The organism is Phaeobacter sp. JH20_34, assembly GCF_048056095.1.
Lineage (GTDB): Bacteria > Pseudomonadota > Alphaproteobacteria > Rhodobacterales > Rhodobacteraceae > Phaeobacter > Phaeobacter bryozoorum.
Genome location: NZ_JAYMWT010000011.1, coordinates 126,977 through 152,474, shown reverse-complemented (window position 1 = coordinate 152,474; position 25,498 = coordinate 126,977). Strand labels below are relative to the sequence as shown.

At 59.8% G+C, this 25,498-nt stretch carries 23 protein-coding genes and 1 tRNA gene; 7 read left to right on the top strand and 17 right to left on the bottom strand.

Annotated features, from left to right (window positions below; genetic code table 11):
- Positions 1–80: 80 nt before the first annotated feature.
- From VWZ81_RS10115 to VWZ81_RS10090, 6 genes are all read right to left on the bottom strand, one after another.
- On the bottom strand, positions 81–815 hold the full coding sequence (locus VWZ81_RS10115; protein ID WP_340546992.1) for an ATP-binding cassette domain-containing protein: 735 nt from the start codon (positions 813–815) through the stop codon (positions 81–83).
- The gene (locus VWZ81_RS10110) at positions 812–2,029 is read right to left on the bottom strand and encodes an alanine racemase (RefSeq protein ID WP_416537699.1); all 1,218 of its coding nucleotides are present in this window, start codon (positions 2,027–2,029) and stop codon (positions 812–814) included. Before VWZ81_RS10110 ends, VWZ81_RS10115 begins: the two co-directional genes overlap by 4 nt.
- A gap of 13 nt (positions 2,030–2,042) precedes the next feature.
- Positions 2,043–2,990: an ABC transporter permease gene (locus VWZ81_RS10105; protein WP_416549220.1), complete on the bottom strand. Its 948-nt coding sequence runs from the start codon at positions 2,988–2,990 to the stop codon at positions 2,043–2,045.
- Positions 2,991–3,059: 69 nt separating this feature from the next.
- Positions 3,060–4,121, bottom strand: a complete 1,062-nt coding sequence (locus VWZ81_RS10100; protein ID WP_416542650.1) for a substrate-binding domain-containing protein — start codon at positions 4,119–4,121, stop codon at positions 3,060–3,062.
- A 29-nt stretch (positions 4,122–4,150) separates the two neighbouring features.
- Positions 4,151–5,404 carry a M20 family metallopeptidase gene (locus tag VWZ81_RS10095; protein WP_416542649.1) on the bottom strand — a complete coding sequence of 418 codons (1,254 nt, stop codon included), beginning with the start codon at positions 5,402–5,404 and terminating at the stop codon, positions 4,151–4,153.
- Entirely contained in the window at positions 5,401–6,621 is a 1,221-nt protein-coding gene (locus VWZ81_RS10090) for an ROK family transcriptional regulator (protein WP_416542648.1), read from the bottom strand. The genes VWZ81_RS10095 and VWZ81_RS10090 overlap by 4 nt, the downstream gene beginning before the upstream one ends.
- A gap of 282 nt (positions 6,622–6,903) precedes the next feature.
- On the opposite strand from VWZ81_RS10090, the gene VWZ81_RS10085 reads away from it, so the two are divergent.
- From VWZ81_RS10085 to VWZ81_RS10065, 5 genes are all read left to right on the top strand, one after another.
- A complete protein-coding gene (locus VWZ81_RS10085; RefSeq protein WP_416542647.1) occupies positions 6,904–7,593 on the top strand; it encodes a fumarylacetoacetate hydrolase family protein in 690 nt (229 codons plus the stop codon).
- Between the two features lie 328 nt (positions 7,594–7,921).
- Positions 7,922–8,965: a TRAP transporter substrate-binding protein gene (locus VWZ81_RS10080; protein ID WP_340546985.1), complete on the top strand. Its 1,044-nt coding sequence runs from the start codon at positions 7,922–7,924 to the stop codon at positions 8,963–8,965.
- 72 nt (positions 8,966–9,037) lie between these two features.
- A complete protein-coding gene (locus VWZ81_RS10075) occupies positions 9,038–9,622 on the top strand; it encodes a TRAP transporter small permease (protein ID WP_416542646.1) in 585 nt (194 codons plus the stop codon).
- On the top strand, positions 9,619–11,124 hold the full coding sequence (locus VWZ81_RS10070; protein WP_416542645.1) for a TRAP transporter large permease: 1,506 nt from the start codon (positions 9,619–9,621) through the stop codon (positions 11,122–11,124). The genes VWZ81_RS10075 and VWZ81_RS10070 overlap by 4 nt, the downstream gene beginning before the upstream one ends.
- Before the next feature lie 89 nt (positions 11,125–11,213).
- Positions 11,214–11,654: an acyl-CoA thioesterase gene (locus VWZ81_RS10065; protein ID WP_416537693.1), complete on the top strand. Its 441-nt coding sequence runs from the start codon at positions 11,214–11,216 to the stop codon at positions 11,652–11,654.
- Positions 11,655–11,684: 30 nt separating this feature from the next.
- Here the strand turns inward: VWZ81_RS10065 and VWZ81_RS10060 are convergent, their stop codons facing one another.
- Together VWZ81_RS10060 and VWZ81_RS10055 are read right to left on the bottom strand one after the other, a co-directional pair.
- A complete protein-coding gene (locus tag VWZ81_RS10060; protein ID WP_416542644.1) occupies positions 11,685–12,911 on the bottom strand; it encodes a winged helix-turn-helix domain-containing protein in 1,227 nt (408 codons plus the stop codon).
- Entirely contained in the window at positions 12,911–13,936 is a 1,026-nt protein-coding gene (locus tag VWZ81_RS10055) for a LacI family DNA-binding transcriptional regulator (protein WP_340546980.1), read from the bottom strand. Before VWZ81_RS10055 ends, VWZ81_RS10060 begins: the two co-directional genes overlap by 1 nt.
- A 146-nt stretch (positions 13,937–14,082) precedes the next feature.
- Here VWZ81_RS10055 and VWZ81_RS10050 point away from each other — a divergent pair.
- Both VWZ81_RS10050 and VWZ81_RS10045 read left to right on the top strand, forming a co-directional pair.
- Positions 14,083–14,159, top strand: a tRNA-Arg gene (locus VWZ81_RS10050).
- 231 nt (positions 14,160–14,390) lie between these two features.
- Positions 14,391–14,942: an SGNH/GDSL hydrolase family protein gene (locus VWZ81_RS10045; RefSeq protein ID WP_416542643.1), complete on the top strand. Its 552-nt coding sequence runs from the start codon at positions 14,391–14,393 to the stop codon at positions 14,940–14,942.
- A 103-nt stretch (positions 14,943–15,045) separates the two neighbouring features.
- On the opposite strand, the gene VWZ81_RS10040 is transcribed toward VWZ81_RS10045, so the two are convergent.
- From VWZ81_RS10040 to VWZ81_RS10000, 9 genes are all read right to left on the bottom strand, one after another.
- Positions 15,046–15,585, bottom strand: coding sequence for a toxin-activating lysine-acyltransferase (locus tag VWZ81_RS10040; RefSeq protein ID WP_416541471.1), 540 nt, complete (start codon positions 15,583–15,585; stop codon positions 15,046–15,048).
- 40 nt (positions 15,586–15,625) lie between these two features.
- Entirely contained in the window at positions 15,626–20,710 is a 5,085-nt protein-coding gene (locus tag VWZ81_RS10035; protein WP_416542642.1) for a hypothetical protein, read from the bottom strand.
- 509 nt (positions 20,711–21,219) lie between these two features.
- A complete protein-coding gene (ureG, locus tag VWZ81_RS10030) occupies positions 21,220–21,834 on the bottom strand; it encodes an urease accessory protein UreG (protein ID WP_340546976.1) in 615 nt (204 codons plus the stop codon).
- A complete protein-coding gene (locus tag VWZ81_RS10025; RefSeq protein ID WP_416534438.1) occupies positions 21,831–22,490 on the bottom strand; it encodes an urease accessory protein UreF in 660 nt (219 codons plus the stop codon). Before VWZ81_RS10025 ends, ureG begins: the two co-directional genes overlap by 4 nt.
- Entirely contained in the window at positions 22,480–22,950 is a 471-nt protein-coding gene (locus VWZ81_RS10020) for an urease accessory protein UreE (protein ID WP_416542641.1), read from the bottom strand. The genes VWZ81_RS10025 and VWZ81_RS10020 overlap by 11 nt, the downstream gene beginning before the upstream one ends.
- Before the next feature lie 12 nt (positions 22,951–22,962).
- A complete protein-coding gene (ureC, locus tag VWZ81_RS10015; RefSeq protein ID WP_416542640.1) occupies positions 22,963–24,702 on the bottom strand; it encodes an urease subunit alpha in 1,740 nt (579 codons plus the stop codon).
- Positions 24,702–25,007, bottom strand: coding sequence for an urease subunit beta (locus VWZ81_RS10010; protein WP_416542639.1), 306 nt, complete (start codon positions 25,005–25,007; stop codon positions 24,702–24,704). Before VWZ81_RS10010 ends, ureC begins: the two co-directional genes overlap by 1 nt.
- Positions 25,004–25,171: a peptidase M23 gene (locus VWZ81_RS10005; protein ID WP_260089775.1), complete on the bottom strand. Its 168-nt coding sequence runs from the start codon at positions 25,169–25,171 to the stop codon at positions 25,004–25,006. Before VWZ81_RS10005 ends, VWZ81_RS10010 begins: the two co-directional genes overlap by 4 nt.
- Positions 25,172–25,195: 24 nt before the next feature.
- Positions 25,196–25,498 carry an urease subunit gamma gene (locus VWZ81_RS10000; RefSeq protein ID WP_260089774.1) on the bottom strand — a complete coding sequence of 101 codons (303 nt, stop codon included), beginning with the start codon at positions 25,496–25,498 and terminating at the stop codon, positions 25,196–25,198.

Genomic DNA, 25,498 nt, shown 5'->3' with positions numbered 1-25,498 from the left:
AGACTTGCCTCAAGGGAATGATCTGTGGTCGCCCGATCCTTAGGCGCGCTGTCTTTGGCGAGTGCGACCGCCAGCCTGTTTCATTTTGAGACGCCGGTGATCATCGAGACGATTTCATTCTTGTCCGTCTTGTCTGTCTCGCGGATCCCGATCTGCTCGCCGCGACGCAGGACACAGATACGGTCCGACAGGCGGAAGACCTGATCGAGACTATGGGAGACGATGAAGATTGCGAGGTTGCGTGCTTTCAGCGATTCAACTGTTGCTTCGACCCGGGCGGTTTCAGCGACGCCAAGCGCGGCAGTGGGTTCGTCGAGCAGGATTAGTTTTCTTGCCCAATGCGTTGCGCGTGCGATTGCGACACCCTGGCGTTGTCCCCCTGAAAGGTCGCGAATCGTAGCGGATGCGGACGGGATGCGCACATCCAGTTCACGAACAAGCGCGTCCGTTTCGGCGATCATTCTCTTGCGATCAAGCAGCCGCAGCGGCCCCTTCACGGGTTCACGACCAAGAAAGAGGTTCATATAGACAGTCTGTTGATCGGCCAGTGCCAGATCCTGATAGACAACCTCTACCCCCCGTTCCCGAGCAACTGAAGCGTCAGGAAAGTTTGCTGGCTTTCCATCCAGAAGCATCTCGCCTGAACTGGGTGTGTAGACACCTGAGATCATCTTGATGAGAGTTGATTTGCCGGCGCCGTTGTCGCCGACAAGTGCCACGACTTCACCTGCGAGCATGTCGAGCGAGAAATCCTGGATCGCCGTGACTCCGCCAAAGGATTTGCGGATATTTCTGAGTTGAAGAACCGGGGTCATCTTGTCGCATTCCGGATTCTGGGCCAGGGTTCTGCCTGCCCGTAGCTGTTTTCGATCGACACCACGCGCGGCTTGCCCTTCGATACGCCCTCGATGCCGACCGAGTGGGCGCGGGTGACGAAGGCCTGGCCGCGGAAGCCGAAAACGACCGTGTCACCGGGTGCGGGAGCGTTGGCGCCTGTGGCGTCGATCATCCCGTAATAGTCAATCGCAGATGGTGGCGGGATCTCGACGCATCTCAAATCAGTAGTGTCTACGCTGGGGGATGTGGTGACCAATGCCTTGATGTCATATTCGGGAAAGACCGGATCGACATATAGACCTCCGCCGAAGCAATAGGCGCGGCCGCCATGAAGGTGGCTGACCTCGCTGAGGTAGAGAACAGCTGGCATCTCAGGCAGATCCTCGACGGCATGGAGAGGTGTCGTGCCGTGCAGCCCGTTGCCGGGTTCGACCTGGGTTGCTCCGGCTTCAGCAAGCGCCTCAAGTGTGACAAGAGATGTCGTGCCGGGTGCGTTGATTTCGATCTTGTCAAAGCCCGCGCGCTGCAGAGCATCAGCGGTCCGCTTCAGGGTGCCAAGGTTTGGTGTATGTCTAATCTTGCCTGTGGTGTGGTCATAGAGCTGCGCAGGAAACGTGGTGATGCCAGCGAAACGCGCGCCGCTCAGCTGGGACATCCAGCCTGCGGCTGCGACCGCATCCTCCGCGGGAAACCCACCTTCATGACCGCGATAGAATGTATCTCCGGCGGTCTGCACACGGGCAAGCAGTGGTTGTTCGCGTCCGGCTGCCAGTGCGGCCTCTGCCGCCTCTGCCGCCTTGGCCTGCGAAAACACGGTCCAGTAATCGGGCGTAAGTTGTCGCGCTGCCATCGCGGCTTCTGCGCGCGGTACCTGCACGAGATGGCCGAGGTGCCCGATTTTCAACCCGGCGTTATGGCAAGCGATGGCGCAAGCCATATCGACAGCAACCGCGCGATCAATGCCGCCAGCCATCACGGCGCGGCAAAACCCCGAGTTGCGGCTCACCTGCTTGGTCATCGCGAAGACCTTGAGGTCAAACTTATCGGCTTCCGCACGGATCAGGCGTGCGTTTTCTGCAACCGCGTCCAGATCAAGAACGTAAGAGTTCGCGGGGATTTCGCCCGTCCTGTGCAGCATCTGCGCGGCGAGGACGAAATCGGGATTTCGACGGCGAAGGACATCGAGGAACATGTCTGTTTTCCTTTCAGCGGTTCGGTTCGCGTAGTGAAACGGCGACGGCGGCCAGAACGATCAGGCCCTTGATGATCATCTGCCAAGAAACAGATAGCCCCATCAGGATCAGCCCGTTGGACAGCATGCCCATCATCAGGCTTCCAACGAGCGCGCCAGGAACGCTGCCTCGTCCGCCGTTCAGGGCGGTGCCGCCCACGATGACGGCGGCGATGACAGTCATCAGATCGCTTTCGCCCAAGGTGTAGCGGGCTGACTGGAGACGTCCGGCATAAAGCAGACCAGCCAAGCCGGCGCAGGCCCCGGATACCATAAGCACCGACAACCGCAGGCGAGCGACGCGGATGCCCGAGACAAGGGCCGCGCGTGGATTGTCGCCGGTTGCCAAGACATGGGCCCCATAGCGCGTTTCACGAAAAACTAGATGTCCGATCAACAGCGCTAGAAAGGTCCAGATCACAAGCGAGGGGATGCCGAACAGTTTTCCGCCGCCAAAAATGCCGATGAAAGCATCGGCGGTGACCGGGATGGATTGCAAATTGGACAATTCACGCGCGATGCCCGCTACGACACCCATCGTGGCCAATGTAACAAGGAAGGAGGGAAGCCGGGCATAGGCGACGATGGCCCCGTTGACAAAGCCCACCGCCATGCCTGTTGCCAGCCCTGCGGCGACGCCAATAGGCCAGGGCGCGACCCGCATGACCATCGCGGCGACGATCGCCGAAAGTGCGACCGCGGCACCGAACGAAAGGTCGATCTCGCCCGCTGCCAAGACAAAGACCAGTCCAATCGCGAGCACCGTTGCCGGAGCTGTCTGTAAGACGATGTTCGTCAGGTTCTGGGGGGAAAGGAAGCCACGGTCCCAAAGCATCGCGGCAAAGAAGAGGAAAATGAGCACGAAACCCGCATAGACGATCAGCCCTTGCAGAACGGCCCGGTTAGGAAATTTTGGCGACATGGTCTCCGTCCAATTGCGGGAATTCATCTGGGCCTGCGCCCGGATCGCTCCGGGCGCAGCGGGGGTAGATTATTGCTGCGCGTCGAGAACCGATTGCGGCGCATCCAGATTCAGCGATTGGTTCCAACCTTCGTTGACATTTTTGGCGGTAACCGAGACGGCCGGTGCAACGACAAAGGGCGGGTTGTCGAGGTCGAGAACCCCGCGCGCCCCGGCAGCGGCCATGGCGCGCCCGAGCTCATAGGCCTCATCGGCAACGATGCCGACGACATTGCCGCCCTTGACCATATCGAGAGCAATCGGCTCAGACAGGTCGAGCGTCACGATACGGGTTGAGCTGTTGCCGTTTGCGCGCAGCGCGGCGAGCACACCTTCGGCCGGACCTGCCCATGTCACGTAGATCCCACCGATGTTGGGGTTCTGCAACAGCATGGCATTCGCGATTTCCTCTGCCCTTGCGGGATCGCTGATACCGGCCTCGGCGACAATCTCCATCCCGGGATAGTGGGTTTCGATCGTCGTCTTGAAGGCATTGTCGCGCTGGTTCGTCACGTAGTAAGCGGCGTCGTGAAAGATCCAGCCCACGTCGCCTGTGCCGCCTATCGCGCCCGCCAGAATGTCGGCTGCCTGCTTGCCCATCTGGAACAGATCGTCGGTCACGATGGCGGCATAGTCGGCAGGATGCTCGTAGCCGGACGGGAGGTTGGAAAGGAAAACCAACTCGACACCGGCGTCGCGTGCTTTCTTGAAGGCCGACGCAGATGCCACGGGGTCGAGCGGCAGGGACAAGATGATATCGGGGTTGAGCGCGAGCGCGGTTTCGATGTCCGCAAGTTGACGCGCACTGTCAAAGCCGGCTGATGTCGTGGCAACCACCTCGATACCAAGCCGGGTGAATTCATCGGTTGCGCCTGCGGTAACCGCGTTCACAAAGTCGGATTGATCGTGCCAGAGCAGCGCCGCCCTAAGGCCCCGGGATTGCAGCTGGCTCGCCTGCGCATCATCAACAATCACAGTCGAGGAGGGGGTTGCCGCCTCGCCCGAGGGTCCGACGGTCTGGGCCGATGCAGGCATTGCCATGAAGGCAAGTACCGACAACGATGCAAGAAGATTTCTGGAAGTGCAATTCATGGTCTCTCTCCCTGTTGTGGCCCCTGTGTTCAGTCGGACCGAATTCCACATGTGAGTGCGATGAAGGCTGCGAAGGCGACAATCCCGTCGTGGTAATCCTGCAGGGGAACGCGTTCGTGGTTCGTATGGCAGATGCTGATATCGCCAGGTGCGCAATAGACAGTCGGTACGCCGAGCTTTGCTGTCAGAAAGGGCATTTCCGACCAGAAGGGCGCACCTTCAACTGCACCGCGATCGGGCCGTACGGCCGCGATGGAAGCAGAGAGCTGCCGGACCATCTCATGATCGGCTTCGATCCCGGCCGGGGAGCCGCCTAGCGGATGGTCGCGACCGGCGGTGAAATCTATTTTGACGCGGATGTCCTCAGCAATTGCGGCGCGGATCACGGCTTCCAGTTCCGAGGTGGCGGCATCAAGGTCGTCACCGGGCAGAAGCTTGCCAATCAGCGAAAAGCGGCATTCTCCGGGAACAGCAATCAGCCCCCCGGCTTCAAGCCCCGTTACAAGGATGTTGCTGCGCCCCAGAAGCGGATGGCTGCCAGCGGCCGAAATTCGATCCGAGTGATCCCAAATCGCCTGAAGGACCTTGTGCGCGGCCTTCAGGGCGTCGCGGCCGAGCTCCGGTCGGCCAAAATAGGCGGATTGGCCCGTCAGCACGATCTCCGCGATATAAAATCCGATCTGCACCGGCAGGATCTGCAGGCGGGTAGGTTCGACATAGACCGCCAGATCCGGACGCGGCAGTCCGCCCGCCAGCACGCTTTCTGTCCAATGGCGAACGCCTGCGCTTTTTCCGCTGCCGGGTTCGCCGCTTTCCTCATCTCCGACAAATGCGAAAGACACCGTTCCCAGAAGGCGGATACCCGCCCGGTCCAGAAGATCGAGAGCGGCGAGCGATGTGCAAATGCCAGCCTTGAGATCGGCAGCGCCGCGCCCCCACAGTTCGCCGTCGATGATTGTCGCGCCAAAGGGGTCCTGTTGTGGTTTGCCAGCCCAATGATCGCTCCAGTTGCCCGGATGAACAACGTCCGTATGTCCGATGAAAAGAAGGTCAGGACCATCGCCACCCTCGCGCCGTCCTGTGATGTTCGGCCTCCCTGGACTGAAGTCTTCGACCGAGGGCGACAGCGATAGACGCTCCATTTCGGGACGCAGCATGTCAACCATCGCGACCTCGTCCCCAGTCACGGAAGCGGCGCGAACAGCCCGGGCCAGCAGATCGTTGACCACCGCCCGGTCAAGATGTTGGCTCAGGAGCGTGATCAGGGGGCCATGCGCCGTCATTCTGCGGAACCCGCAAGTTTGCCCTGTTTCGGGGTCGGCAGAGTAATGACCGCGCCGGGCGCAGATTTGGCGAACAACTCGGTATGCAATTCGGTCAGTCCAACAGCGACGGCTCCGCTCAGCGCGGCGTGATGGCCGAGTTGGGCAGGTTCGATCCTGATCGGGAAAGGAAAGCAGCGCTTCAGCTCATCGCGGGTCGCGGTCAGGATTTCGGGACGGGACCCAATTGCTCCGCCGAGGATGACCACCTCGGGCGCCACCACGGCGCCAATTGCCGCAACTGCCCGCGCCATTTGAGTTGCGACTTTATCGAGGACTTCCCGAGCCGCGACCTCACCAGACGCGGCGGCATCAAATATCGCCGGTACGTCGACATCTTTACCAGTTGTGGCGAGATATGCCGCGCGAATGCCATGCGTGGCCGACACTCGTTCGAACGCCCCGACCCGCAGGGATTCTTCCTCGAAAGGATCAGCGCCGAACGGTAGATAGCCAAGTTCCCCGGCGGCTCCTGATGCGCCTCTTACAAGCGCTCCGTTTACGATCAGCCCTGCGCCAACCCCGGTCCCGAACGCGATCAGGGCAACGTTGTCGATGCCATGGCCTGCGCCAAGCCAGTGTTCGCCGAGTACTGCGAGGTTAACGTCGTTCTCAAGCAGCGTCTTTGTGCCCGTTGCCTCTGATACCGCGGCCCGAAAATCGATCTGATCGATTCCGGCAATATTGGGGGCGAAGTTCACCTTTCCGGATAGGACGTCCGGCACACCGGGGCAGCCGACCACTGTCTGTCTGACAGTGTTGGCGGCCACATTTCCCTCGCCGATGGCGCGGCTGACCAGGTCTCCTATTTGATCGGCCACATGACGCCCGCCATCTGGATGAGTGGGGGCTACGACCTCGGCGACAATAGTACCAGCGAGATCGACGATCGCGACGCGCACCTTGGTGCCGCCAAGATCGACCGCCGCCATAAAGGCGCTTTCCGGTATCAGTTCATAGGTGGTCGCCGTGCGGCCGACATGACCAGAGGTCCGGCCCGTCTCGCGAATCCAGCCTTCGCTTTCAAGGATACGAACCAACTCGGAAACTGTCTGCTTCGATAATCCTGTCTGCTTGGAGATTGAGGCGCGAGAGATCGGACCGCAATGGATGATGTCCTGCATGACCGAGTACAGCGCCACCTGCCTGGAAAATGAGGTTTGCTGGGTCGATTCCATACATCACCTATTAGTTCGTTCTGCATATGAACTAATAGGTGGCTGGTTTGAGTGTCAAGCGACAATTGCCGTTGTGCTGGTGCTCACGAGGTGGTCCGGGCGATGACTCGATTGCCGGTAAGCTGCGTCCCGCGATCGGGCGGGTGGATCATCCGGTTGGGGGTCGCGCTGTTATGGTGAGGTTGCTAGGGTGCGGCATCTGAGTTTGGTGGCCGGTGGTGACCTGCGGGAATCGCGAGGGTCTGGCCGGTTCGATTTCCCCCAATCCGAAGGGTCTCTACCATGTCTAAGCCGTTGTTCGATCTGCCGCCGGTGCCTGCCATTCTGCTGGAGGGGCGCGAGGAGGTCTGGCCGGTTGGCCGCATTTTCTGTGTTGGGCGAAATTACGCGGCCCATGCTGCGGAGATGGGGGTGGAGGTCGACCGGGAGCAGCCGTTCTATTTCACCAAGTCGGCCTGCCACGCGGTATTGAGTGGCGCGGAGCTGCCCTATCCGCAGGGGACGGAGAATTTTCACCACGAAATGGAACTGGTCGTCGCGATTGCAGCGCCGCTCAGGGATGCGACGGCCGCAGAGGCGCGGGCGGCGATCTGGGGATATGGCTGCGCGCTGGACATGACGCGCCGGGATCTGCAATTGCGCGAACGCCAGAAGCAGCGCCCCTGGAGCCTGGGCAAGGATCTGGAGGGCGGCAGTGTCTTTGCGCCGCTGCGTGCGGCATCGGAATGGGGGGAGCCTCAGACGCAGCGAATCTGGTTGCGGGTGAACGGAGAGATCCGTCAGGACGCCTCTCTCGCGGAGCTGATCTGGTCGGTCGAGGAGATTCTATGCCATCTTTCTGGGTATTATCATCTGCGGCCGGGGGATCTGGTGATGACGGGCACGCCGGCGGGGGTTGGTCCTGTTGTCGCAGGGGATCATATCGAAGGCGGTATTGATGGGCTGACATCTGTGCGGCTGTCGCTGCGATAGGCGAATATAGCGCGTCATGTGATCAGCGCGGCGAATTTAGCGATCAGATGCAACCATGCCGTGATTTGTGTAACTTGAATACTTCTTGTTTGAAGATTTCTGTAACGTATTTTTGTTTCATCGATCCGGCAGGCTGAAGCATTTTCGCGAAATCATGCAGTGCAGATACATAATCATCTGTTGATGGTTACAAATGCACCTAATAGCTGAGGGTGTCAGGGGGCGTTTACGGCTGGATGGCCGGATAGGCTGTGCGTTGGGTTTGTTGCATCAGGGGCATCTGATCGCGATAGTTACGAAAAGACATAAGGTCAGAGGGAGGAAACATATGACCACTCGGAGACAACTACTTGGCGCGGCAGGGGCCGTTGCACTCATGGTGATGGGCGCGACCTCGGCGATGGCGCAGGAGGTGACGCTGAAGCTGCACCAGTTCCTGCCGGCGCAGGCAAATGTGCCCAAGCTGATTCTGGATGTCTGGGCCGACAAGGTCGAGGCGTCTTCGCAGGGGCGTATCAAGATCGACCGCTATCCGTCCATGCAGCTGGGTGGCAAGCCACCAGAACTGATGGATCAGGCCATTGATGGCGTGGCAGATATCGTCTGGACCGTTGTGGGCTATACCCCCGGCCGCTACCCTTCGACCGAAGTGTTCGAACTGCCGTTTATGATGACCAATGCGCGTGCGGCATCGCACGCCTATTGGGAAATGTTCGAGGAGCATATGAAGGATGGTGAATTCAAGGATGTGAAGATCCTTGGCACCTGGGTTCACGGCCCCGGCATCATCCATACCACGGATCCGGTGGAGCAACCGGATGATCTGCGTGGGATGAAGATCCGCGGCGGTGGCCGTTCGGTGAACGCGCTGCTGACGGAACTGGGCGCAACCCCGGTGGGTATGCCGGTTCCGGCTATCCCGGAAGCCCTGTCCAAGGGCGTGATCGACGGCACCACCATTCCGTGGGAAGTCACCACCGCGCTGAAGGTGCCGGAGCTGGTTGAGAACCACACGGAATTCACCGGCCGCGCGCTCTATACGCTGACCTTTGTTCTGGCGATGAACAAAGAGAAATATGAGAGCCTGCCCGATGATCTGAAAAAGGCCGTGGATGAGAACTCCGGTCTGGAATTCTCGGTCTTTGCCGGTGGCACCATGGCTGATGCCGATGATCCGGCGCGGGAGTTCGCACTGGATGAGGGCAACAATGTCATCACGCTGGATGAAGAGCAGACCGCGATCTGGCGCGAAGCCGCGAAGCCGATCTACCAGCAGTGGCTCGACGACATGAAGGCAAAAGGCATTGATGGCGACGCGCTGCTGGAGCAGGCGACCTATCTGATCGACAAATACACCGCTCAGCATAACTAACTGAGCGCAAGACTGGTGGACCTGTGCCTGCATCTGTCGCAGGTCCACCCCACCTGAAAGGGTAGGCTTTCCATGCACAAGCTGATGATGGGACTGGCCAGAACAATGGCCATGGCGGGCGGTATTGTCTTATCGCTTCTGATCCTGCTGACCTGTCTGTCGATTGCCGGGCGGTTGCTGAACGGGGGGCTGCATGGCGCCCTGATGCAGAGCATCGCGCCGGATCTGGCCGAGTGGCTGATCGCCATCGGTGTCGGGCCGATCAATGGTGATTTCGAAATTGTCGAGGCAGGCGTCGCCTTTGCGATCTTTGCCTTTTTGCCACTGTGCCAGATCACGGCGGGCCATGCGTCGGTGGATATTGTCACCAACAGTTTCCCGCGGCGGGCCAAACGGTTCCTGCGGATGGCGACTGAGATCATCTTTGCGGCTGTGCTGGTGCTGATTGCGGTGCGGCTTGGCGCGGGGATGCTGAGCAAGTTCGAGAACGGCGAGACCTCCTTTCTGCTCGAGTTTCCGGTCTGGTGGGCCTATGCCGCCAGTCTGGTCGCGGCCAGCGTGGCCGCCTTGGTGGGCCTCTATATGGCCGCCGTCCGTACGATTGAATTCATGACTGGCCGCATCCTTGTCTGGGACGGCGTGGAGGGCGAACAGTGACTGCGCTTGAAATCGGGATTGCCTCATTTCCCGTCCTGATGATGCTGATTTTCCTGCGGGTTCCGATTGGCCTTTCGATGTTTCTGGTTGGGCTGGTCGGGCTGATCATCGTGACAGATGGCACTCAGGTGGCCTTTGGCCGGATGAAGAGCGAGACCTATTCCACCTTCTCCTCATATTCGCTGACCATCGTGCCGATGTTCCTCTTGATGGGTCATTTTGCGACGCTGGGTGGCATGTCCACGGCTTTGTTCAAGGCGGCTGAAGGCTTCCTGGGGCATAGGAAGGGCGGTGTTGCCATGGCAGCGATCGGGGCCTGTGCGGGCTTTGGCGCGATCTGTGGCTCCTCGCTGGCCACGGCGGCAACCATGGGACGTGTCGCGCTGCCTGAGCTGCGCAACTATGGCTATGCTGGGGGCTTCTCCACGGCGACGCTGGCGGCAGGCGGTACGCTTGGCATTCTGATCCCGCCCTCTGTGGTGCTGGTGATCTATGCCATCCTGACAGAGCAGAACATCGCAAAGCTGTTTCTTGCCGCCTTTATCCCCGGTATTCTGGCCGCCATTGGTTATGTGATTGCGATTTCTGTCTATGTCCGGGTTTTCCCCGGCAGCGCGGGGACGCGCCCCCCGGTACCCTGGGGCGAGCGGTTTGCGGCGCTGTTCCACGTCTGGCCGGTTCTTCTGGTTTTTGGACTGGTCGTCGGCGGGATTTATCTGGGCTGGTTCACGCCGACCGAAGGCGCTGCGGTTGGTGCCTTGGGGACCGGGCTGATTGCCTGGCTGAACGGTGGGCTCAACCGTGAGACCCTGACCGATAGTTTCATGGTGACGGCGCGCTCGACCGCGATGATCTTTTTCATCGTGCTGGGTGCGGGGTTCTACAACGGGTTTCTGGCCCTGACCAAAGTCCCGCAGGAGCTGGCTGATTTCGTGGTCTCCCAGGGTCTCAGCCCCTGGGTGGTGCTGATGCTGATCCTCGCCTTCTATCTGGTCTTTGGTTGCCTGATGGACAGCCTGTCGATGATCCTTTTGACTATCCCGATCTTTTACCCGGTTATTTCCGCGATGGATTTTGGTCTGGTGAACCTGCCCGCGATGCAGGCCGATGCGGCGATGGAGGTGCTGAGGGCTGGCGTGCCACAGGGGATGGGGGCTGAAATGCTCGCCTCGATCCAGGAGGCGATTGCCACTGGCACCGAACTGACCCGCGACCAGATGAAGGAGCTGGGCATTCGTGTGACCAAGGGCATGGCGAACCGGCTGGAGACAGAATACGTCGCCATCTGGTTTGGCATTCTGGTTCTGATCGTGGTCGAGGTTGGCCTGATCACCCCGCCGGTGGGCATGAACCTGTTCGTCATCAACGCGATGGATCGCACTACCCGGATGGTCGACACCTATAAGGCGGTGATGTTCTTTGTCGCCTCTGACCTGATCCGGGTTGTGATATTGGTGGCCTTTCCAGTCATCACGCTGTTGCCGTTGATGTTGATGCGCTGAAAGTTGATGATCCTGCAAGGTGGCCATCCGTCCCGGCGGGTGGCCGTTCCCATTGTGAACACCGTGACACCCCAGAGCCGAGGCCCAGAATGACCGACAGCCAGACCCCTGACTTTGTGCATGAAATCCGCGTCGGCTGGGGTGATTGTGACCCGGCGCGTATCGCCTATACCGGTCATCTGCCGGGGTTTGCGTTGCAGGCGATTGATGCCTGGTGGGAGCAGCAGCTGGATGGTGACGGCTGGTATCAGATGGAACTGGATCGCGGTACTGGCACGCCCTTTGTGCATATGAGCATTGATTTCCGCTCTCCCGTCACGCCGCGCCACAGGTTGGCCTGTGCTGTCTGGCCCGTCGCGCTGGGGCAGAAATCCGTGACCTTCCGGGTGGAAGCGCGGCAGGACGGTGTTTTGTGTTTTGAGGGCAAATTCGTCTGCGTCTTTATCGAGCCGAGCGATTTCAGCGCCAGGCCTGCGCCCGCAGATTACCGTGCGGTGATTGAGCCGTCGCTGCGCCCCGACCTCGCCTAGGGCGCGTTTTGCCCGGTGTTAGAGTCGAACTCATAGCGGATCGCGTTGCCAGCCATCCGCAAATGTCACCCGCTCCATCTCTGTGAACCGGCGAATTCGTTCCAGTTCGGCCTCCAACCGGTTCTGCCGTGCCGGAGACCATTTGATGCCCAGTTCGGGCCAGAGCGCGGTGATATGTAGACAGCCCGCCAGATCACCCGCCTGCCGGTGTGCCTTCATGTCGATGCGGCCGACCAGACGGTCCCCCTCCATCAGCGGAAAGACGTAGTAGCCGTAGCGTCGTTTCTCGGCGGGGGTGAACACCTCGATCCGGTAGTGAAACCCAAATAGGCCCTCCGCGCGTTTGCGGTCGCGCAGGGCAGGATCAAACGGGCTGAGGAGGCGCATTCGGCCCGGTGGTGGCGGCAGGGCGGCGGCCTGCCCGACGGCGCCGGGGCGGGCAAAGACACGGCGGCTGCGCCCGTCCGAAAGCGTGATATCCAGAGGTTCGATCTGCCCGTCCGCCAGCGCCTGTTTGCACCATGCGGCGCATTCCGCCGGTGAGACCGTCGCCCAGAAGGCAGCCAGTTCACCCGAGGTGGCAAAGCCGAGACGGTCCAGCGCCGCATTGCACAGCCAGTCCAGCGTTTTCTCCGGGTCGGGCGACCCTTGGGCGGGGAGGTGACGGGTGTCGATAACCCGTTCGCTCAGGTCGTAGCGTTTCTGAAAGCCACTGCGTCCGACCACGGCCAGCGCGCCGGAGCGCCAGAGGTATTCCAGCGCGGTTTTTGATGGATGCCAGTCCCACCAGCCGCCGGATCCCTTGGCTTCATCCTTGCCCACGTCGGAGGAACTGACTGCGCCGTGGTCGCGAATGTGGTCCAGAACATGCTGGAACTTCGCCTCATAGCCGTCGCGGCGCCAGTTGCGGTATCTCTTGCGCAGAACCTCTGCGTCGCGCCGAAACCGCAAGTGCCAATGCGGGTAGAACTCCATAGGTAGAACGGCAGCGTCATGGGTCCAATGTTCGAACAGGCGGCGTTCCTGTTCATAGAGCCGTTTCAGCGCCGCAGGGCGATAGCTGGGCCTGCGGGAGAACAGGATCATGTCATGGGCGCGGGCCACCGTGTTGATGCTGTCCAGCTGAACAAAGCCAAGCCGGGTGATCAGTTCCAGCAGCGCATCACCCTTGGCAGGCCCGCTGGGTTGCTCCAGCAGGGCGTGCCGATCCATGAACAGGCGCCGCGCGGCCCGATTGTCCAGCCGCGCAACCGCCATCAGCGCCGCTTGAGCGTATCGCCGAAGGTGATGGTAGGGGTCAGGGTCACGTGTTTTTCGATCTCCTGATCCGGGTTATCCAGCTGCGCGGCGATGATCTCTGCCGCCTTGCGTCCGATTTCCAGACGGCAGGCGTCCATCGTGGCCAGCTGCCGTGGCAGCCCCTGCAACAGCTCCACTCCGTTGAACCCGGCAAGACCGATCTGACCGGGGATGTCGATCTTCTGATCCATCAGGTAGAGCATGCCACCCGCGCCAATCATGTCGTTGGAATAATAAAGGAAATCCAACTCAGGCGAGCGTTCCAGCATCTCCTGCGTCATCTCGCGGCCCTTTGCGAGGGCGGAACCGCCGGAGTAGAAGGCGCGGTCTTCGATCTCGACCCCTTCTTTTGCAAGCGCCTCGGTGAAGCCTTCAAACCGTTTGCGGGCGCGATGGTCCAGCGGCATCTTGGTGCCCATGAAACCGATGTGGCGATAGCCGGCTTTCAGTATGGCCTTGGCCATCTCACGTCCAGCGCGGCGATGGGAAATCCCCACCATCGCATCCACCGGCTTGCCATCGGTATCCATGATTTCCACCACCGGAATACCAGAGGCATTGAGCATGGCGCGCGCCGCCTCCGTGTGCTCCAACCCGGCAATGATGACGCCAGAAGGTCGCCAGGATAGCATCTCATAGAGGACTTTCTCCTCTTTCTCCGGCTGGTAATCGGTCACGCCGACCACAGGCTGTAGATCCGTGTTTTCCAGCACTGAGTTGATGCCGGTCAGCACCTCTGGGAAGACCATATTGGACAGCGACGGGATGATCACGGCCACCAGGTTGACCCGGTTCGAGGCAAGCGCACCGGCGATCTTGTTCGGGACGTAGCCAAGTTCCTTTGCGGCGCTCAGAACTTTTTGTCGGGTTTTTTCCGACACATCGCCCCGGTTCCGCAACACGCGACTGACGGTCATTTCTGAAACCCCGGTGGCTTCGGATACGTCACGAAGGGTGAGCGGGCGCTTGTTGTCCGTTGTCACGTCGATGGCCTCACATTGTTGTTGTTGTTACGTTAGCGCAGACAGAGCGCGCTGCACAATGGGGCTCAGCCGTTGCAAAATCCAATTCCACAGGATTGTCTTGCCATGGTGGGTTTGCTATCGCGTAAACAGGCTGGCCCTGATCAGGCCCCGTGGCTCAACTGGATAGAGCAGCCCCCTCCTAAGGGGCAGGTTGCAGGTTCGAATCCTGCCGGGGTCACCAAATAGCACGGCTGCCTGTCTCAATCATGACATTCAGCAGGTGCGGGGGCGCCGTGCCTTGTTCTGACGCGATGTCGATCCCGTTGACAGGGCGCTGTCGGATTGACCTCTGCGCGATGCGAGTTAGCTCAGGCAGATGAAGTACTGGTTGATAATCGGCCTGGTTTTTCTGGGGGCCTGCGGGCGCGGGGTTCCTGAGAATGCGCGCATTGTTGTGGCGGGCGACTCCGTAATGGCCTGGAACCGAAATGACAGTGGATCCGTTGCGGATCGGCTGGAAAGTCGGCTTGGCGAACCGGTTGGCGATGTCTCGCTGTCGCTTGCGCGGGTGACCGGCGGGCGCGGGGCGTTGAACATACCCACGCAGCTGAAACAAGTGTCAGCGGAGTGGGTTGTGCTGAATGGCGGTGCCAACGACCTTCGCAGCCGCGATTGTGGCTGCAAGGTTTGCGATGTCGAACTTGACCAGCTGATTTCCGCGAGCGGAACGCAGGGTGCCATCCCGGAACTGGTCTCGGATCTGCGCCGTCGCGGATCGCGGATCATCTGGCTCGATTATTACACCTCTCCGCGATACGCGGGTACGGTCTGTGTTGCGCCCTACCAAATTCTGGAGGAACGGCTGGCGCGTATGGCGGCAGCGGATGCGGGCGTGACGCTCCTCGATATGGATGCGGTGTTTCGCCCCGACGACCTGTCGCTTATTGCGCCTGACCGGATTCACCCGTCGCTGCGGGGGTCGGATCTGATCGCAGGACAGGTTGCGCCGCTGCTGAGGCGGTGACAGGCGAAGATCCTGTGGATCCCGGGGTTGCCACCCCGACGCCCCGGCCGGGAGCGGTCGGGATTTGATATCGGGGCGGCGGGGGGCAGCTATCGACGCGCGATCAATCCTCGGTGCTGAGACCGGAGAGGAAGAAGTCCTGACCGAGCTTGGGATTGCTGGCCAGACCTTCGACCATGTCTTCGTAGTATTTTCGTTTGATGGCGCGGCTTTCCTGCTTTTCCAGGCCATGACCTGTGAAGGAGGCGATGCGTGCGGTTTGATTGTCTTTCTTGACCCGCAGCGCCCGTGCCACTTTGTCCGGGTAGCGCTTCACCAGGGCGCTGCGCAGCGCCCAGGAGTATTTCGGTGAGAACGGAGAAATCCAGTCGATGAACCAGAGCCGGTCACCGCTGTTCCAGCGATCCGGGTCGAGGTGGTTTGGATCGAGGATATACGCCGCCTCCGTCTCTTCGTCGAGCAGCGCCCAGCTGCAATACGCAACTGGGAAACCGTCTCTTTCGACTATGTAATATTGCTGGCTGGCGATCGCAGGCAGGATAAACCCTGCCTGCTGGCTGACCCTCCAGTCCCGGTGCAGGACGGAATTGGACCACAGCCAGGCGATCTTGCCATAGGTCTGGAAGTTCTGTTGAGAATCCATGGTCGTTCTTTCCTGCTTCCGGTCAGCTGTGGTCACGGCGTTAGACAAAGACAAAGGAGTTTGCCCCCAGCTCGTCGATTTCCACGCCATGAAGGTCGATCAGGTCGCCATCCGAGGTCTGGATACGGGTGTGGGTCTCCTGACCATTTGCACTTGCGACGACCGAGATGTCAAAATCAGCCACGGAGCCGCCAAAGTCAAACATCAGCTTGTCCTCACCAACGGTGAAATCGGTGATCCGGTCCGTGCCGTGACCTGCGCGGAACACAAAGGTATCGAAGCCTTCGCCCCCGGTAAGCCGATCATTGCCAGCGCCCCCCTCCAGCAGGTTTCGCCCTGCTGTGCCGATCAGATCATCATCGAAGTCGGAACCGATGACGCCTTCGAACCCGGAAATCTGATCGCCGGCGATATAGTTCGTTGGCGACGGGATCAGCTCGGAGGTTTGTTGGGCCAGGTTGATACGAACGGCAGTCGAATGGCCCTCATAGCTCAGAACATCGAAGCCTTCGCCACCATTCATTGTATCGGTGCCTTCGCCGCCGATAATGGTGTCGTCGCCTTCCCTGCCGTCGATCAGGTCGGCCCCGGCGCCGCCATCAAAATAGTTGCCACCGGCATTACCTCTCAGAATATCCGACTGGCTGGTTCCGACAACACCTTCAAAATTGCTGACCGTGTCGCCTGCAAGCCATTGGCTGCCATTCCAGTATTGCGCAAACTGTTGATGCCCAGGTTGGGTCGAGGCGAGGTCGAACTGGATAGCAGATGCTTCCCCTTTGTAGCTCGCAACATCAAAGCCGGCGCCGCCGTCCAATACATCCAATCCGGCGCCGCCGACGATGACGTCATTGCCCGCCTTGCCGGAAATCGTGTCCGCCCCGGCGCCACCTTCCAGGTAATTGGCATCGTTGTTGCCGATTAGCTTGTCATCCAGAGAGGTTGCAATCACACCTTCGAAATTGCTGTAGACGCCGGCAGTCGTCAGAAGCACCTCTTCTCCGGTGTGGGCGTCATTGTAACGTACGTGCTCTGAGTGCTGGCCGATACCCAGCTCAAATTTGATACCGATTCCATAGCCTTCGCGGCTGTAGAGATCAAAGCCGGTGCCGCCGTCGATTGTGTCATCCGACAAGCCGCCATCAATGATGTCATCGCCGCCCTTGCCGTCGATATTGTCCTTACCTGACGAGCCAATGATGATATCATCGCCCTCAGTCCCGTTGATGCCGGTCAGAGAGTTTCGATCGACATCGCGAATATTCAGGAGTTTGTTCAGGTCGAACAGGCCGTCGTAGCTGAGCAGTGCACCGCCGCTCTCTGCGTCCGTTAGTTTACCCAGCTCATCGCCGAAACTGCTGGTTTCATCTCCGTTTTGAGGCGTCTTCCAGACGTCGTCCGAGTTGCGGAAGGCGTGGTAATTGGCCCGCAGCGTGGTGAAATAGCTGCTCGGTGACGCAGCTGACGTGCTGTCAAAGCTCCCCAGCGCACCATGGCGGAAGTCGACGTTTGCGCCGTTCGAGTAGACGACGTTGACCCCGAACGAGTCTGCACTGCCCGCTTGTTGAAGGATTGCATTCAGATCAGCTTTTGCCAATCCATCCAGAGTGGTCCAGCTATCTGTGTTGGTGCTCAATGCCTGGCTGCTGGTCCTCAATCCCTGCGGTGCGACGAAGTAGTCCTCGACCGTAAAGGAGAAGTCTTCACTAAGCGAGATGACCAAATCGTCGCCATAGGAATTGAACCAGATCTCACGGTCGTCGCGAACGTGGATGTTGAGGAGGTCGCCGGCGATATCTTCGGCCTCTGGCCCGGTGATCAGATGATGGCCCCGGCTGCCGCCCCCGAAGTTGGCCGGGAAATAATTGACGTTGTAGATGTCCCGCCCTTCTCCGCCGACGATAATATCGTTGCCGCTAATGAAGTCGTCATAGGTGAAGTGATCATCGCCCGCGTCACCATACAGGTAGTCGTCCTTCGATGATCCCTCAATCGTATCGTTGTGTTCGGTCCCGAGGAGCGCAACCGACCCGGAATCCCAGGCGACATCGACGCTGATATCCAGCTCGGATGTGGTGCCATCTGCGTTGACATTGGTGATGCCGTTATTGATCGCAGCCCGGTATTCGGACAGGGAATGGACGATGGTATCGCCCTCAGCGCCCTCGGTGTCCAAAACGATATGCGCGGCTTCTGTATTCCAGACATTGAGCCTTTTCAGTGCAGTATCATCCGTGCTTCTCAGGATATTCGTGAGCGACGCCGCGGTTTTTGTAACCTCCTCATCCCGGTTTTCGGTCACCAGAGGAATCAGGGCTTCTGCCATTTCGGTCGCGGTCTGTTCGCGGATCTGGTCGACCTCAAGCTCATCGACAAAGCGCTGCAATGTCTGGCTGCTGACCCCGATGGTATCTCCATCGTCTTCGCCGCCATCAATATAGAGCTCGTCTTTCTGGCCGTTCCAGTAGCTTTCCAGAAGTGCGTGTTTGAGGTTGATCAGATCGTCGCCCTCGCCGCCACCAACAACCTGAATTGAGGCGCCGACATCAATGCGGTCATCGCCGCCGAAGCCAAAGACCTGTTCAAGCTGTGTGGAGGTGTCGAGAAACATGAAGTCGCCCAGCGAGGAGCCATGCAGGATTTCGATATTGCTGAGGGTGTCGGAGACTGAGTGGATGCCACTGCGCTCGGCAAGCTCAACTTTGCGGAATTGTACAACCTCGGTGCGTTTGCCGTGGTTGGCAGTCTGCGAGTCGATGGATTCCTGATAGTATTTCGAACCTGCCGTGAGGTTCTTCGAGACATAGGTGCTGTCGCCGGATGCGCCAATGGAAAGCCCTCTCGAAAGCTCGCCACCTGACAGCCGCGCGTAGGAGGCGGTATCCTGCCCGGTGCCACCGTCGAAGGTGACCTGGCTTTCATAGGCGAACAGCGTGTCATCACCACCACCCGCGTTGATTTCGATCCCGACCTCCATCTTGTTGCCCATACGGTCTTCGGCGCTCGACACCACCTTCGACATGTTAAAGGTGGTCTGATTGTCGCCGTAGTCGCGGATATCCCAGCCGGACAGGTCGGTAATCTTGAGCGTTGTCTGATACTCGTTCTTGCCGGTCTCTTCGCGGCTGGTTTCCTCGGTGCCGGCGGAGAACAGCGGTGTTGTGAAGGTCAGGTAGGATTTGGCGCCATTGGCATTCGGCAGGTTGATAACATTGATATCGCTGCCCTCGGTCGGGGTGAGGCTGCGGTTGCCGGTCTGCCAGCCATTGTTCGTGAAGGTTTCGACGTAGTTCTTGGCGGTCTTGTTCAGTTCGCCACTGGTCTTGCTGATGGCCGACAATTCGATATCGGTTACATCCAGACCCTGGCCGCCAAGCGCAATCACCTGGTCGACATCGTCGTCCGCGATCAACTCGCCGAAGAACTCGGTGTAGTGGGCCTTGGTTTTTTCCTGTTTCTGATCAAAGCTGCCGTCGAAGAACTCTTCGACAGTCTGCGGATTGCCGTTCTCGTCAGTTCGGATCTTGGCGGCATATTTGTCGGCAATTCCTTCAAGCGCAACCTGTTCAAAGGCACCAACAATTGCCGAAATCGCACCACCAATCAGACCCACCGCAGCGGCGATCGGGGCGCCCACGCCGGTTGCCGCAAGTACGCCCGATGTGACGCCGGTGATGACGTCGAGCCCGGTGGTCACGCCATAGAATGCGGCTTCTGCGTCTTTGGATTCCTGGAGAAGGTCGCTCAGCAGGCCGGAGCTGTAGGTGTCGGCCTTCTGAATCGCGTCGATCCGATCCTGTTTCTGGTCAAATTCCGCCCATTTTGCCGGGTTGATCGCACCTACTACAGACCCGATGGCGCCGATAACCGGTACCGCCTTGCCAAGCACGTTAGCGGCCTTGCTGCCTGCCTTGACCGCAAGCTCTGCGATGCCGAGCACGTTCTCGACGGCCGCAAAGGCGAGCGCGGTTCCCTGCAGGCCGACCTCTGCCTGTACGACTTTGCGGGTTTCATCCGGCAGGTTCGGGTCGGCAAGAAGCTTAGCTGTGGGCACAAAGCTGGCTGCTGCGCCGCCAACCAGTGACAGTGCCGCAAAGCCCTTTGCGCCCTTAGCAAATTTCAGATGGCCGGCAGCATCCAGGATGTCGCCGCCAGCGCTGAACACGGCTTCACCCAGGAAGCCTGCGTTAGCAGCATGGCCTTCGGGCGTGTTGTCGGGTTTGACGGCGAAAGCGGAGATCGCCTGACTGCTGCTCAGTAGATTGACTCCGGCCTTCAGCGAGGCGGTGCGGACGGTGCTGCTGTATTCCTGGAAGCCTTCTGTCTTCTCTCGGAGGCTGATCAGCTCAAGGGATTCACTGGAAATGGCTTCCAGCTCGGCCTTTGCATCTGCGGCAAGCACATCGCTGCCGGTGTAGGTCTCCGCCGCGTATTTCTTGTATTCTTCCAGCTTATCTTGCCGGGCGATTTCGAGGGCATCAATGCGCGCTTGCAGATAGTTCGCGTGGCTTTCGCTGTGGTCGGCGATATCGCCGCCCTTCTCAAATGCAGCAAGGTCGGTTTGCAGTTTTTCGGCTGCATCAAGAACGGTGCTGGTCCGGTAGATCTCTTTGCTGACCTTGTCGGCCGCTTCGGCGTCGAAATCCGCATGGTTCGGATCACTTAGGCGGTCGTGCTGCGCCCGGAGCACGTCCAGGTCGACCTGAAGCTTTGATATGTCGTCGGTGACATTACCCTTGATCGAATTGATGAACTGTTCGTTGGTATTCGCCAGTTCGCCAGCAGCATATTGTTGTTCGATGGCGGCGACGATCTTGCCGACAATTTTCAGATCTTTTGCGATGAACTCAGCCCATTGGGCTTCAAGATTGTTGTCCTCATCGTCGTTCACCAAATCCTTACCGGCGATCTTCCCTTTCAGGCTTTTGACCAGATTGTAGTTCCAGTTCGAGTAGTTGGTCGCCTTGCTGATGGCTTTGACTTCGGGAATGCCCAGCCCGGTTTCCAAGAAGGTCTGAACGGTGTCGCGGAACGACTCCCGTGCCTCCGGTCCCAGGTCCGAAAAGATCGCATCATAGGCGATGACAGAGGTTTCCAGAATTGCGGTTTGTTCTTCGTTCAGCATGTATTGCGACCTTTCTGACGGAAGCAGCCTGTAATCCAGTTTCGCTACGGTTGTGCCGTGCTTGGACACGCATAGGGATATTCACGCGCGCGGCTATATGGCCAAATCCTTGAACTGGATAAGGCCAGTTTGCGCTTGGTTCGAATAACGCGCTTATGTTCAGGGGGTTACCGGCATCTATTCGATCAGAATTATCTACAGCGTGAAGAGGGAAAAACGCGGAGGGCCTATTCGTCGCTACAGGCCTCTGCCGCAGTTCTCAACTGAAGTGACGCATTTTGGTTTTCTGTAACATGTTCAGTGATTTGGCGAATCAAATTCGCCCATGACGGGAATCATCTGCGCGTTGTTGTCACCATCACACCGGCAGAGTTTGCTGCCGCTCTCCGTCTCTGATCAGCCTGCTGGGGCCGCCCAAAGACCGGCCGCCCACCAGGTGCCCAGCCCATGGCTTCAATATAGTTTGACACCCTAATAAGGTGAGTTGAGATTTGTAAATCGCGAGACGGCTAGCCGAGTCCGCCAAGGGTTTGGATCATCTCTCGGATCACTCCGACACCGTCGCGGGCCTTCAGATTGGCAAACAAAAATGGGCGATCCCCGCGCATTCGTTTTGCATCGCGCTCCATCACCGATAGATCCGCACCGACATGCGGGGCAAGGTCGGTCTTGTTGATGATCAACAGATCCGAGCGGGTGATCGCCGGCCCGCCTTTGCGGGGGATTTCCTCGCCTGCGGCGACGTCGATCACATAGATGGTCAGATCTGCCAGCTCGGGGCTGAAGGTGGCAGAGAGGTTGTCTCCGCCGCTCTCAATCAGGACAATCTCGAGATCCGGGTGGCGCTCCCGCATCTCCGCGACCGCGCCGAGGTTGATCGACGCATCCTCGCGGATGGCTGTGTGAGGGCAGCCGCCGGTTTCAACACCCAGGATCCGGTCCTGCGGCAGGATCTGCAACCGCATCAGGGCCTCGGCGTCCTCCTGCGTGTAGATGTCATTGGTTATCACCGCAATGGAGTGGCTGTCGCGAAACACCTCGCTCAGGGCTGCGGTCAGGGTGGTTTTGCCCGCGCCAACCGGGCCGCCAATTCCAATGCGCAGGGGGCCGTTCAATGTGCTCATGTGCGAAAGATCCTTGAATGCTGTGTTTCGTGTTTCATCGCGGCAATGTCCGCAAGAAAGCAGGTGGAGGACAGGCGCTGGAGGTCACCATCCCCGGTTTGCTCTGCGATCTGCTGGCAGAGCGGCGCAAGGGCGTGGAGGATAGCCTGTGCGTCGCTTTGCCCGATGGGGGCAAGGCGCTGAGCCGCCGCGACGAGGTTTGCGGTGAATGCGTGCAGGTAAAGCGCCGTTGTGGCCTGCAAGGGCATCGAACAGCAATTTGCCGCAAAGCCGACAGCTACGGGATAGGTGAGCCTTGCGGCAACGTCTCGGTCGGTTCCGGGCCAGATGCTGCGGGTGATCTGGCAAAAGGCTGCGCCCTGAAGATCGGTTTCGCGGAGGCGTTCCAGGGATGGTGCATAGGCGCGGCATTGGGTGTCGATCCGCTGCACGGTATCGGCGTCCGGGGCGTGATAGGCCGCAGCGAGGAACAGCGCATCCGACCAGCCGCCGCCGTCGCGCAGAACCGTTGCGATCCAGTCCTGCACGTCGGCAGCCGAGCTGACCGCGGCGGAGGTCATCGCCCATTCCAATCCGTGGGAATAGCTGAACGCCCCCACCGGGTAGCCGGGAGAAAACCACTGCATCAGGGTCAGCAACTGTGCCTCAGTGGGCATGGGGCTGCCCCTGAGCGTCGCCATGGGAATGGCTGTGGGTGCGGCCATGACCATAGGCGCCGCCCTCGGGGGTGAAGGGTTCGACCACATCGCGCAATGTCGCGCCGAGTTTTTGCAGCATGTCGCGGATCACATGGTCGCGCTGGATCAGCAGACGGTCCGCGTCGATCTGGCAGGGCATATGGCGGTTGCCGATATGCCAGGCTAGGCGCAGCAGGTGATCGCCGGTGACCTCCAGCAGCGGTTCGTTTGCCGGGTGCACGCCGATTTTGCGGCCATCGTCCAAGACAAAAGCATCGCCCATGTCGAGCGACAGCGTGGAGGGGAAATCGACCAGAAACCGCAGGCCACTATCAGAGGTCAGCACCCTGCGCCGCAGGAAACGATCCTCGTAGCTGAGGGTGATCCGGTCGTCGGCATCATGCGCGTGGACCTTGTGTTGGCTGAGGGGGAGTGACATGGGAAGGCTCCGTCAGAAAAGGAAATAGCGCTGGGCCATGGGCAGATCATCGGCCGGGGCGCAGGTCAGAAGCTCGCCATCTGCACGGACCTCATAGGTTTCGGGATGGACCTCGATCTTGGGCAGGGCGGTGTTGAGTTTCAGATCCGATTTGCCAATGTCGCGGGTGTTTCTGACCGCGCAGGTCTGTTTGGCGAGACCAAGGTGCTGGGCAATCCCGCCTGCCTGCGCCGCTTCGGAGACAAAGGTGACGGAGGAGTTTTCCACCGATCGGCCAAAGGCTGCGAACATCTGCCGGGAATAGACCGGCTGTGGTGTGGGGATAGACGCATTGGGGTCGCCCATCTGCGCCATTGCAATGGACCCGCCGAGCAGAACCATTTCAGGCTTTACCCCAAAGAAGGCAGGATTCCACAACACCAGATCAGCGCGTTTGCCGACCTCGATACTGCCGATTTCATGGGCGATACCATGGGCGATGGCCGGGTTGATCGTGTATTTGGCAATATAGCGGCGGACGCGGAAATTATCGTTTTCTCCTGTCTCCTCGGGCAGGCGTCCGCGTTGCTTTTTCATCTTGTCGGCAGTCTGCCAGGTGCGGATCAGAACCTCGCCCACCCGACCCATCGCCTGACTGTCCGAAGCGATGATCGAGAAGGCGCCCATGTCATGGAGGATATCCTCTGCCGCAATGGTTTCGCGACGGATGCGGCTTTCGGCAAAGGCGACGTCTTCGGGGATGGACTTGTCGAGGTGATGACAGACCATCAGCATATCGAGATGCTCTTCGATGGTGTTGACGGTAAAGGGGCGGGTCGGATTGGTAGAGGAGGGCAGGACATGCGCTTCGCCGCAGATCTTGATGATGTCCGGGGCATGGCCGCCACCCGCGCCTTCGGTGTGGAAGGCATGGATGGTGCGCCCCTTCAGCGCTGCGACCGTGTGTTCAACAAAGCCTGATTCATTCAGTGTGTCGGTGTGGATCATCACCTGCACGTCCATCGCGTCCGCTACTGACAGGCAGCAGTCAATGGCGGCGGGTGTGGTGCCCCAGTCCTCATGCAGCTTCATCGCGCAGGCCCCGGCAATGATCTGTTCCTCAAGCGCGCGGGGCTGTGAGGCGTTGCCTTTGCCCGCAAAGGCCATGTTCATCGGAAAGGCGTCGGCGGCCTGCAACATGCGCCCGATGTGCCATGGCCCCGGCGTACAGGTGGTGGCGAGGGTTCCATGTGCGGGGCCGGTGCCGCCGCCGAGCATGGTCGTCAGCCCGGAGTGCAGCGCCTCCTCGATCTGCTGCGGGCAGATGAAATGGATGTGGCTGTCAAAACCGCCAGCGGTCAGGATGCGCCCCTCGCCCGCGATGATCTCGGTTCCCGGCCCGATGACAATCGTGACACCGGGTTGAGTGTCCGGGTTGCCTGCCTTGCCGATGGCGGCGATGCGCCCGTCTTTCAGACCCACATCCGCCTTGTAGATGCCGCTATGGTCCACGATCAGCGCATTGGTGATGACCGTGTCAACGGCCCCCTCGGCGCGGCTCGCCTGAGACTGGCCCATGCCGTCGCGGATGACCTTGCCCCCGCCGAATTTCACCTCTTCGCCGTAGCTGAGCACGTTGCCGACACCGCTGGCTTCGGCGATCAAATCGCGCTCCACCTCGATAGTCAGATCGGTGTCCGCCAGACGCAGACGGTCTCCCACCGTGGGGCCAAACATGGCCGCGTAATCGGCGCGTGAAATCTGGGATGGCATCAGAGATCCCCCATGATGGCGGCGTTGAAGCCGAAGATCCGTCGCGCGCCGGATATCGGGATCAGCTGTACCTCGCGGCGCTGGCCCGGTTCAAAGCGCACGGCTGTGCCGGCAGCGATATCAAGACGCAGGCCCCGAGTGGCCTCCCGGTCAAAGTCGAGAGCTGGGTTCGCCTCGGCAAAATGGTAGTGCGAGCCGATCTGTACCGGGCGGTCACCGGTGTTAGAGACCATCAGGACGGTGACCGGACGATCCGGGTTGAGGTCCAGACTGCCCGCGGCGGGGATCAGTTCTCCCGGGATCATTTGCGCCGCCACAGAAGACTGGCGCAGCCGATAACGACAGTCGCGACCAGAGCCGCGAGAAGCCAGGTGTCCGCACCGTGCGGGTGAACATGCGCGCCGCCATGGGCGAGCGCGGGGCCGCCAGCCAGCAGCAACAATGAGAGGAGCGTGGGTCGCAATGTCATGGGTCTGGGTCTCCTGAATGTGAATCAGCGAATGGGGTTGTGGACGGTGACGAGCTTTGTGCCATCGCGGAATGTTGCCTCGACCTGAATGTCGTGGATCATCTCGGGCACGCCTTCCATGCAGTCGTCGCGGGTGATGACCTGCGCGCCGGCTTCCATCATGTCGGCGACTGATCGGCCGTCTCGTGCACCTTCGACAACGGCGTCGGTGATCAGGGCAATTGCTTCGGGATGGTTCAGCTTGACGCCGCGAGAGAGGCGTCGTCGGGCAACCTCTGCGGCCATGGAAATCAGCAGTTTGTCTTTTTCACGCGGGGTCAGGTTCAT